The sequence below is a fragment of the Undibacterium hunanense genome, assembly GCF_014284335.1.
GTDB classification, from domain to species: domain Bacteria; phylum Pseudomonadota; class Gammaproteobacteria; order Burkholderiales; family Burkholderiaceae_D; genus Undibacterium; species Undibacterium hunanense.
Genome location: NZ_JACOGF010000002.1, coordinates 227451 through 245366, shown reverse-complemented (window position 1 = coordinate 245366; position 17916 = coordinate 227451). Strand labels below are relative to the sequence as shown.

The following is a 17916-nucleotide window of genomic DNA, read 5'->3' as shown; positions in this document are numbered from 1 at the left end:
ATGAAGATAACTGATTGGCAATGCATGGCAACACGCAGGACAAGCACTGAAATAGTTGATCTTTAATTGGTAAGTAAAAATGAATTTCTGGCAAAACAAGCATAATCACGAGTAAAATTCACCGTCATTTTTTATTCGTCGCATGCGGATTGTGCTGCATGCGCTCATGATCCGTGCTGTGATACAGCTCAATATTGAAGGAATTCGTATGTCAATTAAATCCCGTGTTGTTCTGGGTAGCGCGCTTGCCATGTTGGTACTGAGCGCCTGTAATGATAAAGATGCTGCAAAAACAGCGTCGACACCAGCGGCGGCATCCGCATCTGCTGCTGCCAGCAGTTCAGAAGTGGCAGCGACTGTGAATGGTACCGCCATCAGCAAAAAACAGCTGGACCAGATCATGCAGCAACAGGCAGCCCAGGGCATGCCTGACACGCCAGAAACACGCAAGATGGTGATTGATAACCTGTCCATGCAAATTCTGGTAGCCCAACTGGCTGTGACCAAAGGTCTGGACAAGACACCAGAAGTGGCTGACCAGCTGGAAATGACCAAACAGTCCATCCTGGCGAATGCCTATGTCAAAGACTACATCAAGACAGCCACGGTCACTGATGAAGCACTGAAAGCCGAATACGACAAGTTCAAGGCGACTGCCAGCGGCAATGAATACAAGGCCCGCCATATCCTGGTCGCCAAGGAAGATGAAGCCAAAGACATCATCGCCAAGATCAAGAAAGACATCAAGGCTTTTGATGGTCTGGCAAAATCCAAATCCAAAGATCCTGGCTCGAAAGACAAGGGCGGCGATCTGGGCTGGTTCAACCCACGTGGCATGGTGCCTGAATTCGGCGCTGCTGTCGCCAAACTGGAAAAAGGCAAGTTCACTGAAGAGCCAGTCAAATCCCAGTTCGGTTATCACGTCATCATTCTTGACGACAGCCGTCCACTGACACCACCTTCACTGGAAGATGTCAAAGCTGGCCTGACTCAGCAATTGCAACAGCAAAACCTGAAAACCATGCTGGATGACCTGAAAGCAAAAGCCAAGATAGAAATCAAGGGCGAAGCACCTGCACCTGCCTCCGCTGCTGCCGCAACAGGCGCACCACTGACAGTGACACCTGGCACATCAACGCCAGCAGCGTCTGCATCGGCTTCTGCATCTGCCGAAGTGAAGAAGTAATCAAGCTCAAGTAATACGCATTCGCCAGCATCGCCTGGCGAATGCGAAAGACTGGCAGCCATTGCATCACCAGCGCCGCCAGGCTCTCCAGCCACACTCCTCCCTGTTCGTGTCTTCCCCGCTATTGCCAAGTGCTGGCATTCCTGCGACACTTTACGATTGCAAATTAAGCAATGTACGCATAGTCGTACGCATAGTCCACATCGCCAGGAAACCGCATGTCTACCAGTCAATTCCAGTTCAATACCACCACACTGTCGCTGGATGCACGCCCGGATCGCCTCGACATCCGTGACCGCCTGTATGCACCACGGATCAGCAATCTGCCCCCCTGCTATCCGTCGGCAACGACACTCAGCACCGTGTTTCCCGAATATGTCAAAGCCGGCATGGTACTGAACCAGGGCAATGATGGTGCCTGCACAGGATTTGGCCTGGCAGCCATCATTAATTACCTGTTCTGGCTGCGCGACCCGGAAAGCCCGCAATGCAGTCCACGCATGCTGTATCACCTGGCCAAGTTTTATGATGAATGGGCCGGTGAAGACTATACCGGCTCAAGTTGCCGTGGTGCGCTCAAGGGCTGGCACAAACATGGCGTGTGCCGACGCGATTTATGGCCTTACACCGTCAATAAAAACGACAGGGCCCCTGCCTTTGAAGCCCCGCGTGAAGGCTGGGCGCAAGAAGCCTTACAAAGGCCGCTTGGAGTGTACTACCGCATTGACAAGAGTTCTGTGACTGACATGCAGGCAGCGCTACTGGAAATCGGTGCCATCTACGTATCCGGCAGGGTACATGCGGGCTGGGCCCTGGAACAGGACAACATGGCAAATGCCGCAGCCAGCTTTGCACAATTGCCGGTGATCCCGTTCTCGTCTGACAATGGTCCCACCAGCGGACATGCCTACGCCATACTTGGTTATACCGGGCAGGGTTTCATTGTGCAAAATTCATGGGGTAAGGACTGGGGCCATCAGGGTTTCGCGATACTCACCTATGATGACTGGATTACCTACGGCGGCGATGCCTGGGCCATATCGCTGGGTGTGGCAATCGAACGCCCCGCCATCCGTCACGACTGGCAGAGCAGCAATCCACGAGCCGCCAAACTGACTGCATTGCCAGCCTTACCGGCCTACCGTGCCAGCGGTTCCGCAGTCCGGCCACAGGCCTTGCCAGCCAGCAGCAAGGCCGGGCCGCCCAGTCTGAGCGTCGATCAGGCTTATGGCCTGACGCTGGTGCTGGGCAATGATGGCGGCTTGATACAGCGCCTGCTGGGTGCCGCAGACGCAGTGGCAGCGGCGGAACAGGTGGTGCTGCAAGCGCCGCAAGCCTGGCTGGCTAATCTGGGCAGCAATAAAAAATTGAAGCTGGTGCTGTATGCCCAGGCAGGCATGGATAGCGAAGAAGCCAGCCTGCTACGCAGTGCCGCCCTGGCACCTTATTTTCTGGCAAATGGCATCTACCCGCTGTTCATCAGCTGGAAGACTGGCCTTTGCCCTGCCCTTAACGACCTACTGCAAGACAAGATGCAGGAACATGCGCCTGCCATCAACAAGGCTGCGCAAGAAGCACTGGACCGCACCCTGGAAGCTGCCTGCGAATCATCCGGTGCCAAGGGCCTGTGGGTGCAAATGAAGATGAATGCAGCGCAGGCAGCGGAAGATGGCGACCCGCCACGCGGATTGTATGTACTGGCAAAATACCTGCAGGAATTACGGCATGCCATCGGCCAGGACAGGCTGGAAATCCATTTGATAGGCCATTCTGCCGGTGCCATCCTGCACGGACATCTGCTGGGTCTTCTGGAGCAGCGCAAGCTGGCTGTTAAAACCTGCAGCCTGTATGCACCAGCCTGCAGTATCGCTTTTGCCGACAGCACTTACCGCCCGGCCATACGTTCCGGCCTGCTGCCACGACAGAGCTTTCATATCCACCTGCTGTCAGACACCCGCGAGCTGGATGACAACGTTGGTGGCATCTATCAAAAATCCATGCTGTATCTGATTGCACGCGCTTTTGAAAGCCAGCACAAGACCCCCCTGCTGGGCATGGCAGCCAGTTTCGATGCCGCCAGCTTTGCTGACAAAAACCAGCAAAACGGACAATGGAATCATGCCAGCATGCGCAGTCTGCAAAGCTGGAACCAGTTTTACTGGGCCAGGAAAATACCTTCAGGTTTTGCCGCCACCGGTGCGGGTCTGAACAAAACACAGGCATCCACGCTGCACATCATTCACGACAAATATATGCATGATGGCAGACACAGCATGCCATCAGGACATGGTAATTTCGATCATGATGTGGCAGTGCTGACGCAAACCCTGACCCGGATTGCCGGCATCAGCAATCCGGACCGGCTGGCAGTACCGGTGTCGGATATCGGGTAAGCACTAATTTGGAAATCGGACTTACTTGATCAAAACTTTGTATTCCCAGGGCTTCAGGCTGATTTGCTGGCCCTGTTTCAGGCTTTCTTTCTGACCTGAAAACAGATTGCTCAGCGATGCAGCAGGTGCCTTGCTGAAACTGAATTGCTGCGCCTGTCCGCTGAGATTGAAAATACCTACCACCTGGTTACCCGCCTTGCTGCGTGAAAATGCATAGATGGCTGCATCATTGGTCGTTGGCAAGCGCATTTGCTCACCACCATCCAGCCCATTCCACAAGGCATGATTGGTTTTTTTCAACTGGAACAGGGTGGTATAGATGGCCTTATAGGGATGCTCTTTCCACTGTATAGAGTCGCGCTCAAAAAATTCCAGACGTTTGGTGTTACCCGCTTCCTGGCCGGAATACAGCAGGGGCATGCCTTTCAGCAGATTCGACAGCACCAGGAAATTTTCTGCGCCATCACCCAGACGTTCGAATTCTGTACCTTCCCATGAATTCAAATCATGGTTGGAGGTATGCAGCATGCGATAGGCATTGCGGTTGAATTTCTTTTCCGGCCCAGCCATGTAGGCCGCCAGGTCATTGGCGTTTTTCTTGCCCTTGGCGATTTCGCCAAACAAATCCTTGAGCTGCCATGCATAAGTCATGTCAAAGGCTTTTTCGTGCAAGTCTGTGGTCTCGGCTTCGGCCAGCATGAAGACCGGCTTGACCTTGTCAAGTGCAGCCCTGGCTTCATTCCAGAAATCGGTAGGCACCATCTCGGCCACGTCACAGCGGAAGCCATCAATACCATATTCAGTCAGCCAGAACTTCAACGAATCTATCATCTCAGCCCGCAGTTGCCTGTTTGCATAATTGAGCTTGATGACGTCCTGCCAGTCGGGTACAGGAGGCACGAATTCGCCCTTGTCATTTTTGAGGTAATACTCGGGGTGAGATGTGACCCAGGGATGATCCCAGGCGGTGTGGTTGGCAACCCAGTCTATGATGACCTTCATGCCCAGCGCATGGGCTGCATCCACCAGGCTCCTGAAATCAGCTGGCGTTCCAAATTCAGGATTGACGCCTTTGTAATCCCTGACAGCGTAATAACTGCCCAGTGTGCCCTTGCGGTTTTTTTCACCTATGGGATTGATGGGCATGATCCAGATAATGCCCACGCCCATTTTCTTCAATTCAGGCAGATAGTCCTGGAAGCGCCTGAAACTGCCCTCGGGAGAATGCTGACGGATATTCGCTTCATAAATCGCCGCATTCCTGCTCCATGCCGGATGTTTGACGCTGCTGCTGGTTTGCGCATGTGCCGACAGCGATAGCAGGCCAAGCAAGGCCACACTGACTAGTTTGTTCATGATCTTGTCTCTTTGTTGTTTATGTAGTCAAGATACATCAACAAAAAATACGGATCAAGTGAAAATAAAACAAGAATCACTACAATGACAGACTGTGATTTTTAGGCTTCCCTATGAGGAAAGCTCATGAAAACGATGCCAAAAGATTTTCACAAACACATCCCATCACAATACAATTATGTAGTTTAAATACAAATCACAATCTTAAAACAGGCATTATCTGCAGTGTGCTTGCGTGCAAGTGGCATACCATCAATCAGACACAGGGCATACTGCCCCAGAGCACCAAATACAAACCCCCGCATGAAAGCGGGGGTTTGTATTTGTCAGACTTGCAGTGATGGGGCTAAGGCCTCAGCCCTCACACTACCCCAGATACAGCTGACTCACTCAGAACCTGTTGACGATCTGTAGCGAGCGAGCGTCAGCGGGGTAAGGGTAACTAAGTGCAGCGCAAAAAGCGGAATGTACTCTAGTACATGAGCATTTTGAGCAGCACATGAGCCCCGCGTCGACTCCGATTGCGCTCGCGCAGTAAGATCGTCAGCAGGTTCTCAGGCTTTAGGGCCTTTGCGATGTGGCTTGGCTGCTGCTGGCTTGCCTGCACCATAACCCTTGGCTTTTTCTGTCACGCGGCGATCACCGCCTGCTTTCTTGGGGCCGAAAGGTGATGGCTGGTTTGCTGGCAGAGGCTTGCGCACATGCTCTTCGCCCACCGGGCTGATCTGGATTTGCTTGCCGGCGACCCAGACTGCCTTCAACTGTTTCAGCAATTCCTTGGGCATGCCATCCGGTAAATCCAGTGTGCTGTAGTCGTCAAAAATATCGATACGGCCTATGTGCTTCGCTTCCAGCCCTGCTTCGTTGGCAATCGCACCAACGATATTGCTAGGCGTTACTGCATCAGCCTTGCCGACTTCGATACGGTAAGTCAGCATGGGGATGCCGACCTTGCCTTTGCCGTCAGCCTTGTCTTTTTTAGGCTTGGCCGGACGTTCTTCATCAAGAGGAGCACGGGCAGCACGATCTACGACCTGATTCAGCTTGCTGCCAGGTGCGGCTTCAGCTATACGCGGAGCACGTTCGCGAGGCGCTTCTTCACGCGCTGCACGTGGTGCCGGACGGGATGCTGGTGCGCTGCTGCCCTGGCCTTTTTCTGCACTGATGCGAAGGGCCTGGCCAGCAACACGTACTGAACTCAGGTGTTCCATCATGTCGCCAGGCAGATTGTCTGGCAGATCGAGGATGGTGTAGTCATCATAGATATCGATACGGCCGATGAACTTGGATTCTATATTGGCTTCATTGGCAATCGCGCCAACGATATTGCCAGGCTTGACGCCATGCTCATGACCGACCGCGATGCGGAAAGTCTGCATGCCTGGCTCTGGCGTACGCGGGCTGTGTTCACGGCGTGCGCCACGGTCTTCACGCGGTGCGCGTTCGAAACGGTCACCCCTGTCACCCCGGTCACCCTTGTCACCACGATCGCGGTCACCACGGTCGCCACGTTCAGCGCGGGCAGGACGCTCATCGCGCCAGCTATCGTCGTTCTTGGTTTCTTTACGGTTTTTATCGAGCAGCAAAGGTTCATCGCCACGCGCCATTTTGGCCAGCGCGGCAGCAATTTCCACAGCCGGGATATTTTGCTCGCGTTCAAAATCTTCGATCAGGGACGTGAATTCTTCCAGACCACCTTGTGCCAGCGTGGCAGAAATCTGATCCTTGAAACGGGCAATACGGACATTGTTGACGGTCTGTATGGTCGGCAGTTCCAGTGGCGACACTGGCTGACGGGTAGCTCTTTCTATCGCCTTCAACAGGTTTTTTTCACGCGGGGTAATGAACAGGATGGCTTCGCCACTGCGACCAGCACGACCGGTACGGCCTATGCGGTGGGTATAGCTTTCCGGGTCATACGGTACGTCGTAATTGATGACGTGACTGATGCGTTCCACGTCCAGGCCACGGGCAGCGACGTCGGTCGCCACCAGGATGTCAATCTTGCCGTCTTTCAGTTGCTGGATAGTGCGTTCACGCTGTTGCTGGTTGATGTCGCCATTGATGGCAGCAACCGAGAAGCCTCTTGCATCGAGCCTGGCTGCCAGTTCTTCCGTACCCAGTTTGGTACGGGCAAAAATGATCATGCCATCAAAAGTCTCGGCTTCCAGTATGCGTGTCAATGCGTCCAGCTTGTGCATGCCGCTGACCAGCCAGTAACGCTGGCGGATATTGTCGGCAGTACCCGTCTTGGCAGCGACTGTCACTTCTGCCGGCTTGTTCAGGTAAGTCTGGGCGATGCGTTTGATGGCAGAAGGCATGGTGGCCGAAAACAATGCTGTCTGACGGCCTTCCGGTGTTTCTTGCAGGATGCGCTCTACGTCATCAATAAAGCCCATGCGCAGCATTTCATCAGCTTCATCCAGCACCAGGGTTTTCAGGGCAGACAAATCCAGCGTGCCCTTGTCCAGATGGTCAATCACGCGGCCAGGCGTACCCACTACCACATGCACGCCACGGCGCAATGCGGACAATTGCGGACCATAGCTTTGCCCACCATAGATAGGCAGGACGTGAAAGCCGGGAATATGGCGCGCATAAGTCTGGAAGGCTTCGGCTACCTGTATTGCCAGTTCACGTGTCGGGGCCAGCACCAGTGCCTGTGGCGTAGTCTGGCGAATATCCAGGCGTGACAGGATAGGCAGGGCAAAAGCAGCGGTTTTGCCGGTACCGGTCTGGGCCTGGCCCAATACGTCACGGTTGGACAGCAAAATCGGGATGGTAGCCGCCTGTATCGGCGATGGTGTTTCATAGCCTACATCCTGCAAGGCGCGCATGATGGGCGCGCTCAATTGCAGGTCTTCAAAAGTAATCGGGGGTTTGGTTTCTGACATGGCGATGCTCGCTCGTTCGCTCGTATCGCAGGATGCGACAGGATATTAATGGGCGTAGTTTACTCTTATGCCTTGAACTGAGGGGAATTTCCTGTCTTGCGCAGTGTCCTGCTGACAATAAACTGTACCAGATGTCATTATTTTTTTGCTATTATTACGGCTGTTGGCAACTCTGGCCCTGTATCAGAAGTCAGAAAAATGAAGAGCAATTCACTTCATTATGACAAATACAATTTAAATCAAAGCGCTCCCCCATGAAAAATTATCTGTTTCCTGCTTTGGCCAGCATGATTATCGCCACCTCTGCGAATGTGTATGCAGGCAATGATTTACCTTCCGATCTCATACATGCCATGAGCAAGAACCGGCTTGAAAACATCCGGTTTCAGGTCAAGTTCCAGACAGACAACGGTGATGCCTTCGATTCCTTTTGCAAGGTATTAAACGTCAATCATTTACCCTATCTGAAAACGGTAACCGAAAAAACGGATAACAAGGGTGGACATTCCACGACCTGGGCAGCCGAGCTACAAAAACCTATGGCCGTCAACGACGACACGGCAGAATCGGCAAACAGCCTGCTAGCGAGTCTGCGCACGGCGACAGATGGCAACAAGGGCAGTTTAAGCTGGTCGGTTTCATCAGATACGCCAGCAAAAAAATAATTCAACGTGCCTGTTCAAGAAGTCAACCGTGCCTCGCCGGGCGACTGACTGACAGCCCTGACCCCGATACCCGATACCCTGAAAATGAGCGTTCGGCTGCCTGCACGGCCAAGCCCTTCGATCTGGCTACCTGCCGTGCATGATAAAAACAATATCAAAAGACGACTAGGCCTGATTTACAATTCAGCCATCATCCTGGCTGTGTTGATCACATGCAGGCCAAGGTCAGGCAAAATGCAGTTTCTTTTTATCATCACACAGGCCATTCATGCACGCAGCTGCGCTTACCTCCACCAATTATTCGTGTCATGCCTTTCATGCATCCCTGCCTGGTGGCCGTGATACCGGTGAACTGCAACTAACGCAACTGGGGGTCAGTTATCAAGTGGCATCACTGGTCGGTACTCTGCCATTTACCCGGCTGGAACTGACACTGGGTGGGGCAGCCAATAAACTGGTCTTCATCAAACACCTGGGTCACCCTGATCTGGTCCTGTACACCAGTGACCTGGGCATACTGGACAACCCCATTCTGCGCGCCCACCCTGAATGTTCGCGCCAGATAAGTGTGGCCCGCCGCAAACGCGTGCAGGGCTGGGCCATATTGCTGGGACTGAGCTTGCTGCTGATCGCACTACCACTGGGTATGCTGTGGCAAATGGGCAGCTTTTCTGAATACGCAGCAAAAAAAATCCCGGTGCAATGGGAAGAAAAACTGGGTGCTGGTGTCGCCGCTGAAAAAGCGCTGGAAAACAAGCATATGCCCAGGGCAGAGGCGGATGTTTTGCTCAAGCCGCTGACTGCACCCTTGCTGCAGGCCCTGGAAAATTCACCTTATCGCTACACCATCGTCATCGCCAATGACAGCAGTACCAATGCCTTTGCGCTGCCAGGTGGGTACGTCACCATCAACTCTGGCCTGATCCTGAAGGCGGGCAGTGCCGAAGAATTGCTGGGTGTGCTGGCACATGAGATCAGCCATGTCGAACAAAGGCATGGCATGCGCAGCGTCATCAGCAATGCCAGCATTTATCTGGTAGCCAGTGCCGTATTCGGCGATGTCAGCGGCTTGCTGGCGACAGTGGGCAGTGCAGCCCCCTTGCTGCTAAGCCAGCAATATTCGCGTCAATTTGAAACTGATGCGGATGAAAAAGGCGTGCGTCTGTTACAGCGCGCAGAGATCAACCCTGAGGGTTTGCCGCGTTTTTTTGAACGCATGATTGCAGAAGAAAAAGCCGCCATGGAAAAAATCGACAACAAACAGGCAAGGGAAGCTTACAAACGTGCCATGGGCCTGCTCAGCACCCATCCCGCCAGCGAGAAGCGCCTGACAAATTTGCGTAGTCTGATCGGCCAATCCAAGGGACAATATGTGAATCAGGAAGCAGCGTTCAGAGACTTGCAGGAAGCCGTCAAAAAATTTGTCGCAAAATCATCCGAAGCAGAACCATCAAAAACAACACCAGAAAAACCGTCAGTATCAGCATCCTGACCAAACAAAAGGAGTGTCGCAGTGAAAGCAAATATCAAGGGAGGACATGCTTTTTCCTATGTCGAGATCGAACTCGAACCGGGTGAAAGCCTGTTGACTGAACCCGATGCCATGTCCAGCATGGATGCCAGTCTGGATTTGACGGCACATTTCAATGGCGGCCTGATCCAGGGTCTGCTGCGCAAATATCTGGGTGATGAATCCTTGTTCATCAGCCGTTTCAAGAATGCGACTTCAGCGTCACGCCGCATCAACATCGTCCAGCCTACACCAGGTGAAATCCTGTGCAGGGAATTGAATGATGAAGTCTATTACCTGCAGCCCGGTGCTTTTCTGGCCTGCGAAGAAGGGGTAAAGATCGGGCTGGGCTTTGCCGGTTTTGCTTCCTGGGTCGCGCGTGAAGGCTTGTTCCGTATCAAGGTCAGCGGTAACGGCAAGGTCTGGTTTGGTTCCTATGGCGCACTGCTGGAAAAAGAAGTGAATGGCGAATATATCGTCGATACCAGCCACCTGGTGGCGTATGAACCATCCCTGCGCCTGAACCTGCAACTGGCGGGTGGCCTGTTTTCCAGTTTCTTTGGTGGCGAGGGCCTGGTGACGCGTGTCAGCGGCAAGGGCAAGATCATCATACAAACCCGCAGCATTTCCAGCCTGGCTGGATGGCTTAATCCCAAATTATAAGAGGACGCGATCATGCACGTAGAATTAGTCAGTCAGCCTGGCAATACCGCTGCCAAAGTCAGCCTGCGTCCTGGTGAAGTATGTACCGCTGAATCTGGTGCCATGCTGGCCATGAGCAGCAACATGCAAATCACTACCACTACCCATAAAAAACAAAGCGGCTCGCTGTTGAAGGCAGCCAAGCGTTTGCTCGGTGGTGAATCCCTGTTCCTAAATCACTTTGAACCACAGAATACGCCGGGCGAAGTCTGGCTGGGTACCGACCTGGCAGGTGACATGCTGGTACTGCCCTTGAACAACGATAATCTGATCGTACAGGGTGGTTCTTTCCTCGCCTGTGATCAGGGTATAGAAGTTGATCTGGGCTGGCAGGGTTTCAAATCCATACTGTCCGGTGAAAGCATTTTCTGGCTCAAGCTGAAAGGCAGGGGAACGGCGGTCCTGTCTTCTTTCGGTGCCATTTATCCCATAGAAATCGATGGCGATTACATCGTCGATACCGGCCATATCGTGGCTTTCAGCGAAACCCTGCAATTTTCCATTACCAAGGCCGGCAAAAGCTGGTTGCAATCCATACTCGGTGGTGAGGGCATGGTGTGTAAATTCTCTGGTCGTGGCACGGTCTGGTGCCAGTCGCACAATGAAGGCAGTTTTGGTGGCCTGCTTGGCCCCAATCTCAAGGCAGGCAGCAAACGATAAGGACAGCCATGAACAATACCAATATAGATATCGTCCTCACCGGTGAACTGGCTGAAGGCATCAGCTTCGAGCAAGCTTGCGCAACGGTAGAAAAACTGTTCAAGCTGTCTGGCGAACAGGCTAAACAGTTACTCGACACGGCACCGCGCGTCATCAAGCGCGGACTGGATGCGGCCACCGCAGAAAAATACCGCCTGACCATAGAAAAAGCTGGTTTGAAAGTGATACTGAAAGATCAGGCAGACGTGGCAGGCAATGCAGCCGCTGATACCACTCCGGCATCTGTAGCAGTTGCGGCAGTTGCATCAGTTGCGCCCGCACCGGCAGCAGCCGCGCCCGAAAGTACACCACCAGCACCAGCGATAGCCCAGCAAGATCCGCCCGCCATCCGCACAGCGATCGAAACGACAAAACCAGCCGCTGCTGTCACGTTTGATGGCCTGAAATTTAAAATCGATGGCAGGCCGGATTTCGGTTTCCTGACTGTTGACGTACCCGCCGGAAAAACATTGAAAGTCGAAGCCAGTGCCATGGCCACCATGGACACCAACCTGGTCATGAAAACAAAGATGAAAGGCGGCATCTCGCGCATGCTGTCGGGCGAAAACCTGTTCCTCAATGAATTCACTGCTGAAAATGGGCCAGGCGAAATCGGTATTGCCCCTGCCACGCCCGGTGACCTGGTCCACCGTTACCTGCGGGGCGAAACCCTGTACCTGCAAAGCGGTGCCTTTGTCGCCAGCACCCCGGGCATCACCATAGAAACCAAGTGGCAAGGCTTTACCAAGGGTTTCTTTTCTGGCGAAAGCCTGTTCCTGATCCGTGCTTCCGGCGAAGGTGACCTGTGGCTCAACAGCTACGGTGCCATCATAGAAATCGACGTCAAGGATGGCTATGTCGTCGACACCGGCAACATCGTCGCCTTTACCGATGGACTGGAATACAGCATCAGCAAAGTCGGCGGCTACAAATCCCTGTTCTTCTCCGGCGAAGGCTTTGTCTGCCGCTTCAAGGGTGAAGGCAAGTTGTGGATACAAACCCGCAGCGTTGGCGCCTTTGCCAGCTGGGCACGCCAGTACCGTCCGGCGAAGGAATAGGACGGACGTAACGGCCCGTCGCGCATCAGAAACGCTGCGCGATGGCCGATAACGACAGAAGCCATAATTTATCTTTATCATCAAGCAATACATCTGTATATTCATCAGCTAATTCTCCCGCACAAAACTCCTTTTGAAAGGATGCTCGTATGCCTCATGCATTGCGTAGTGGTTTGTTGCTATTGGCCCTAATTGGTGGCGAAGCTGCCGCGACGAGTCATTCTCTGGGTATAGAACGTAAGCAGTATGGTGAATCCATCGCCTATGACATGAATGCGGCAGGCCAGGTTGCTGCCGTCATCAAGGAAAAAGATGGCACGCCGCATGCCGTGTTTTTTGAAAACGGCAAGCTGATCAAGCTTGAACTGCCAGGCGAAACCGAGAGTGAAGCCAAGCGCATCAATGACAAGGGCGAGGTGGTCGGTTCTTCAAAAAAAGACCAGTCCTGGCGCGCATTCATCCGCAGCCGCGACCATGGCACGCAAGAGCTGGGCACGCTGGGTGGCCCCAGCAGCTATGGTGCTGCAATCAATAATGCCGGTCTGGCAGTCGGTTTTGCCGATACCCCCAACCGTGACTGGCATGCTTTCCTGTACACACCCGGCGAAGCATTGAAAGACCTGGGCACCCTGGGCGGCAAGGTCAGCTATGCCAGCGGCATCAATAACCTGGGGCAGGTAACCGGCACGGCAATGATAGCCGATGGCTCACGTCACGCTTTCTTCTATGACAGCGCCAGGGGCATGGTGGATCTTGGCACTATAGGAGGTCGTTACAGTTCAGCGACGGCCATCAATGACAAGGGTGTGGTGGTCGGCGCATCGGAAACCAAAGACCGGCGCTGGCATGCCTTTGTGCATGACGGCAGCAAAATGGTGGATCTGGGCGACAAGATAGGTTTTGGCGACAGTTTCGCCACCGGCATCAATAATGAAGGCCATGTGGTCGGTGTGGTCGATACGCTGGATATGCGTTTATCCTTCGTCTGGCGCGACAACAAGATGGTACTGCACCCTGCCGGCAAAAGCCTGTACCTGACCAATGCCATCAACAACACCGGGCAGGTGATAGGCGCCAGTTACGATCGCGGCCTGTATGCTGCCACCATGCCTTCGAACGCCATCCCTTTTGTTGATCTGGGCGGTACCAAGATACTCGGTTTCAATGTACTGGTGGTGTTGCTAGCCCTTGGCCTGGCCATATTCCGCAAACGCCTGAAGGGTTTGTTTTTCGAAAGCAGGCTGTTTTTCGGGGCCTGACCCGATCCATGCCTGCCAGAGCTAGCATTTGCCTGCCACCCTAACCTGGCAGGCAAACGCAGGACGTGTAAGAACCTGTTCACGATCTGTAGCGAGCGGGCGTCAGCGGGGTGAAGAGCAGCGCAAAAAGCGGAATGTACTTTAGTACATGAGCATTTTGAGCAGCGCATGAGCCCCGATCACGCCTGCGCAGTAAGATCGTGAACAGGTTCTAAGATGCCATATCTCCCACCTTGCAAAGCCAACCATGATCACCTGCTACATCCGCTACATCATCGACCCCGCCAAACTGAAAGAGTTTGAACATTACGGCAAACTCTGGATACCACTGGTCACCAAATTTGGTGGCCAGCATCATGGTTATTTCCTGCCTTCTGAGGGTGCGAATAATGTTGCGCTGGCGCTGTTCAGCTTCCCTAGTTTAGCGACGTATGAACAGTACCGCATACAGATGGCGGCCGATGCAGAATGCCAGGCTGCGTTCAAGTTTGCCGAAGAAACCAAGTGCATCGTCAGCTATGAACGCAGCTTTTTCAAACCCGTGTTTGAATAGCCCGAGGACTTACTTGCTCTTTTCCACATCCAGAAAACGCCAGTCACCGCGCATGATGGGATGCGTCTTATAGCCCTTGACCCAGGGCTGTATCAACCAGTTACGGACGCGCCACAGTTCCAGGCTGTGTACGGTATCGGCTTCCAGCAGTCTTTCCATGGTGTTGAAGACTTTCTGACGTTCCGGGCCGTTCGGCATCATGCGGGCCTTTTCATAGGCGGCATCAAAGGCTGCTGATTTATAGCAGCCATGATTGCCGCGGTAGGCATTCTTGCCGTAATACAGTTCCATGAAGTCCATGCCGTCCGGGATGTCAGCGATGTATCCCATGCCAAACATCATGAGCTTGCACTGGTAAGCTGATTTCAGGTTGTCGGCAAAACCGGCTACCGGAAATTCAGCGCGTATGCCTATCTTGTCCAGCGAACGCTTCCAGACTTCCATGCGGGCATAGTCCTTGGTCTTGGGGGCCGAATGAATGCGCAATTTCAGTGGCGAACCATCGGGCATGCTGCGAAAGCCATCAGCACCACGTTTGTAGCCGAATTTATCCAGCAGCTTGTTGGCCAGATTGGGATCGTAGGCATTGCTGTTGCGATAGGTGCTGTCATGCCCTGCCACGTCAGGCGGCACCATGGATTTGGCTTTGATGGCTTGCCCGAACCAGACCTGGTCAATTTCTTCCTGATGGTTGAAGGACAGGGCAATAGCACGTCGCAAGGCAATTTTTTCCTTGGTATAGCCGCCCACAGTCGGGTCCTGGAAATTGAAGAAGGTGCGGGTAATGCCGGGGTCTACCGTACGATACAGCCGCAGGCCCTTGGCTTCATATTCCGGCTTCAGTTTGCCCTGATCCAGCAATTTGACGGATGCTGCCGGTACCAGCATTTCAAAGTCCAGCTGACCAGAATCAAAGGCCAGCCAGCGTGACTGCTCTTCTTCTATGATGGCAATCTCCACCCGCCCGACCTGCGGCATCTGCTTGCCCTTCATGTCCTTGATGATCTGTTTATCCCAGTCACTGCCGGTACCCTGAAAGTCCCAGACGAAACCACGGTATTCGGGATTCGCTTCCAGAATGATTTTACTGCGCGGTACATACTGCTTGAGCATATAAGCACCGGTGCCTACCGGGTGCTGGTTGACTGCTTCGCCATAATGTTCAACCACTTCACGCGCCACAGCGCCCCCCATGGGTTTGGCAAGGTAGTAAATCAGGCCAAGGTCTTGTGCTTTCAAACGAATGATCAGGGTATACGGGTCAGGTGTTTCCAGCCCGGCAACTGGCTTGTCATAGTCGAACTTGCCGTTTTTTTTGGCTGCGGTTACCAGCTCATCCAGACCGATGATCTTGCCTTCCAGAATACTCGCCTGCGTGGAGCGATTGTTCGGGTCCACAAGGCGTTTGAAGGTATAGGCATAATCACTGGCCAGCAATTCCCTGCGCTGGCCTTTGAAGGCGGGGTCAGGTGAGAAATAAATCCCCTTCTTCAGCCGGAAAGTCATGGTTTTTCCATCATCACTGATGTCGGGCATGGCGACGATGGTGTTGGGCACCAGTCTGGCTGGACGTGCCAGATAATCATAGGTCACCAGGCCCTCAAAAATGGCATCGGACACCCAGTTGGAATAGGCGCTATTGGTGCGCATGGCATCAAAGCCATCATCGGCAGCTTCAAACGACAGATGCAGGACTTTATTCGGATCGGCTGCCGCCATTGCCGGCAAGCTCAGGGGCAGGCTACAGACCAATGCAGTCAACACGGCACTCAGGGATGATTTCATCGTCTATGGAAGAAAATGGTAAAGGCAGCAGGATAACGCTAATGGCAGGGCAATTTCAAACTTAATCTGAGTGGCGGCCTAATTCCAAACGCTAGCGCGATGAAAGCCCGTAACGGCGCATGATCTTGTCCAGATCACCATTGTCCAGCATGCTCTGGATGGCGGCATTGATCTGCTCTATCTTCCAGCCAGACTTGTGTGACAGGGCGCACTGGGTATGCACGATGGAAAACGCAGTTTTTGATACCTTGTACAAAGCACGCTTGTCAGGGTAATTTTTAAAATACCCTTCGATTTCACTGTCCGAACTGATCATGGCATCCGCCCCGCCCAGATGCAGCATGCGGAACATGCCCGGTACATCCGTCAGGTCCACGCGCCTGATTTTGCCTTCCGTCAGTTGCGTGCCTATCTGCGGATAATGGTAGCCCAGTTGCACGGCCAGCTTTTTGCCTTCAAGTTGCTGAGGGAAATTTTCCAGGCCGGGTTTGTCTGCCATCACCACCACTCTTTCCACCTGGGGGAAAGTCGGCAGGGACCAACTGACTTCTTTCGGCACATCAAACCAGCCCGGACTGGAATAGCACATCAGGTCAGCCTCACCCTGTATCACGGCATTTTCGATACGGCGTCGCGAATAGGCAACATAACTGGCGTGTGCTGATATTTTTTTTGCAAGCAGGTCAGTAAATTCCTTTTGCAAGCCGCCAGTCAGTTGATGATTCTTGTCGAAGATGTTGAGCGGATAATCCAGATTTTCATAGATGGCAATCCGCAACTGGGCATCATGCGCCTGGCAGACAACAGACAGGCTGCCCAGGCAAAAAAACAGCAGCGCGCCCACCAGACGCAAATGGCGTTTGCCATCGGGTCTGGTGATGACTGGCTGATACTGCCGCTGTTGTCCCATCCTTATTTTGCCTCCAGGCATTCATGCTGGCATTGGGGCGAATCCACGCCGTCCCTGCAAGCCACCGGTATGTATTGCAAGCACGCTGGCATCTGCCGCCAGATAGCCATCATGCCACAACTGGCGCAGTGCAAACAGCATTTTCCCGGTATAGACAGGCTCCAGCGGGATGCCGGTTTCTTTTTCGAAATCGGCGCAAAATGCCATCAGTTCCGGTGTGACGCGAGCGTAGCCACCAAGATGCGAATCCGTCAACAATTGATAATTTTTATAATCTGGATAAGCAGCTTCGGCCAGCAGCCGGGCAATTTCATCCTTAAGATAACCCGCATTGCTGATAGCCGCCACACCCATCACCTGTGAACGACCGGCCAGGCCCGCCAGCACCCCGGCCAGGGTGGCGCCGGTGCCGCAGGCCAGTATCGTGTGCGTGGGGATGAAGGGCAACTCTGCCACCAGTTCCGCCACACCACGCAAGGCCAGCGCACTGCTGCCACCTTCCGGCAGCCACAGGGCTTCCCGCCCATCCGGGACCAGATACTGGCGCCAGGCATCCGGCTCGCTGCGCAACTGCCGGTAAGCCTCGCGTGTCACAAATTTTACCTGCATGCCCAACTCGCGGATATCATCCAGCATGGCACTTTGCATGCCCTCTGCCCCGCGCACCAGCGCTGTCGCAGTCATGCCGGGCATACCGGACATACCGGCAAGCGCGCAGGCATGGGCCAGCGCATGCAAATGATTGGACCAGATACCGCCCATGGACACAATGTGCACAGCCCTGCCCTGCACCGCCTGCAAAGGATATTTGAGTTTGCGGAACTTGTTGCCCGACACCTGGGGATGCAACAGGTCATCGCGCTTGATCCATAAATCCATGCCGGGGAAATGCCTGCTTTCCACACGCTGGCAGGGGGAGACTTGGTTTGGGGGCAACATTCTTGGC

General features: G+C 53.6%; 14 protein-coding genes. 9 read left to right on the top strand and 5 right to left on the bottom strand.

Annotated elements, in window-relative coordinates:
• Window positions 1-208 precede the first annotated feature (208 nt).
• Together H8L32_RS04195 and H8L32_RS04190 are read left to right on the top strand one after the other, a co-directional pair.
• On the top strand, window positions 209-1186 hold the full coding sequence (locus H8L32_RS04195) for a peptidylprolyl isomerase (protein ID WP_186945926.1): 978 nt from the start codon (window positions 209-211) through the stop codon (window positions 1184-1186).
• A gap of 218 nt (window positions 1187-1404) precedes the next feature.
• Window positions 1405-3579, top strand: a complete 2175-nt coding sequence (locus H8L32_RS04190) for a C1 family peptidase (protein ID WP_186945925.1) — start codon at window positions 1405-1407, stop codon at window positions 3577-3579.
• A gap of 21 nt (window positions 3580-3600) precedes the next feature.
• Here the strand turns inward: H8L32_RS04190 and H8L32_RS04185 are convergent, their stop codons facing one another.
• Together H8L32_RS04185 and H8L32_RS04180 are read right to left on the bottom strand one after the other, a co-directional pair.
• Complete coding sequence (locus H8L32_RS04185; protein WP_186945924.1) at window positions 3601-4935, bottom strand: alpha-amylase family glycosyl hydrolase; 1335 nt, start codon at window positions 4933-4935, stop codon at window positions 3601-3603.
• A 554-nt stretch (window positions 4936-5489) separates the two neighbouring features.
• Window positions 5490-7829: a DEAD/DEAH box helicase gene (locus H8L32_RS04180; RefSeq protein ID WP_186945923.1), complete on the bottom strand. Its 2340-nt coding sequence runs from the start codon at window positions 7827-7829 to the stop codon at window positions 5490-5492.
• Between the two features lie 254 nt (window positions 7830-8083).
• Between H8L32_RS04180 and H8L32_RS04175 the strand changes: the two genes are divergently transcribed.
• From H8L32_RS04175 to H8L32_RS04145, 7 genes are all read left to right on the top strand, one after another.
• Entirely contained in the window at window positions 8084-8494 is a 411-nt protein-coding gene (locus H8L32_RS04175) for a hypothetical protein (RefSeq protein WP_186945922.1), read from the top strand.
• 268 nt (window positions 8495-8762) lie between these two features.
• Window positions 8763-9986 carry a M48 family metallopeptidase gene (locus tag H8L32_RS04170; protein WP_186945921.1) on the top strand — a complete coding sequence of 408 codons (1224 nt, stop codon included), beginning with the start codon at window positions 8763-8765 and terminating at the stop codon, window positions 9984-9986.
• 21 nt (window positions 9987-10007) lie between these two features.
• Window positions 10008-10667 (top strand): TIGR00266 family protein, encoded by a 660-nt coding sequence (locus tag H8L32_RS04165; protein WP_186945920.1) that lies wholly within the window; start codon window positions 10008-10010, stop codon window positions 10665-10667.
• 12 nt (window positions 10668-10679) lie between these two features.
• Window positions 10680-11366, top strand: a complete 687-nt coding sequence (locus H8L32_RS04160; protein ID WP_186945919.1) for a TIGR00266 family protein — start codon at window positions 10680-10682, stop codon at window positions 11364-11366.
• 8 nt (window positions 11367-11374) lie between these two features.
• Window positions 11375-12463: a TIGR00266 family protein gene (locus H8L32_RS04155; protein ID WP_186945918.1), complete on the top strand. Its 1089-nt coding sequence runs from the start codon at window positions 11375-11377 to the stop codon at window positions 12461-12463.
• A gap of 149 nt (window positions 12464-12612) precedes the next feature.
• Window positions 12613-13722 (top strand): HAF repeat-containing protein, encoded by a 1110-nt coding sequence (locus H8L32_RS04150; RefSeq protein ID WP_186945917.1) that lies wholly within the window; start codon window positions 12613-12615, stop codon window positions 13720-13722.
• Window positions 13723-13969: 247 nt separating this feature from the next.
• Window positions 13970-14275: an NIPSNAP family protein gene (locus H8L32_RS04145; RefSeq protein WP_186945916.1), complete on the top strand. Its 306-nt coding sequence runs from the start codon at window positions 13970-13972 to the stop codon at window positions 14273-14275.
• A gap of 9 nt (window positions 14276-14284) precedes the next feature.
• Here H8L32_RS04145 and H8L32_RS04140 read toward each other — a convergent pair whose 3' ends face one another.
• The 3 genes from H8L32_RS04140 to H8L32_RS04130 form a co-directional block, all read right to left on the bottom strand.
• The gene (locus H8L32_RS04140; protein ID WP_186945915.1) at window positions 14285-16060 is read right to left on the bottom strand and encodes an ABC transporter substrate-binding protein; all 1776 of its coding nucleotides are present in this window, start codon (window positions 16058-16060) and stop codon (window positions 14285-14287) included.
• A 91-nt stretch (window positions 16061-16151) separates the two neighbouring features.
• Entirely contained in the window at window positions 16152-16970 is an 819-nt protein-coding gene (locus H8L32_RS04135) for a substrate-binding periplasmic protein (RefSeq protein ID WP_186945914.1), read from the bottom strand.
• A 21-nt stretch (window positions 16971-16991) separates the two neighbouring features.
• On the bottom strand, window positions 16992-17909 hold the full coding sequence (locus tag H8L32_RS04130; RefSeq protein WP_186945913.1) for a 1-aminocyclopropane-1-carboxylate deaminase/D-cysteine desulfhydrase: 918 nt from the start codon (window positions 17907-17909) through the stop codon (window positions 16992-16994).
• Between the last annotated feature and the right edge of the window lie 7 nt (window positions 17910-17916).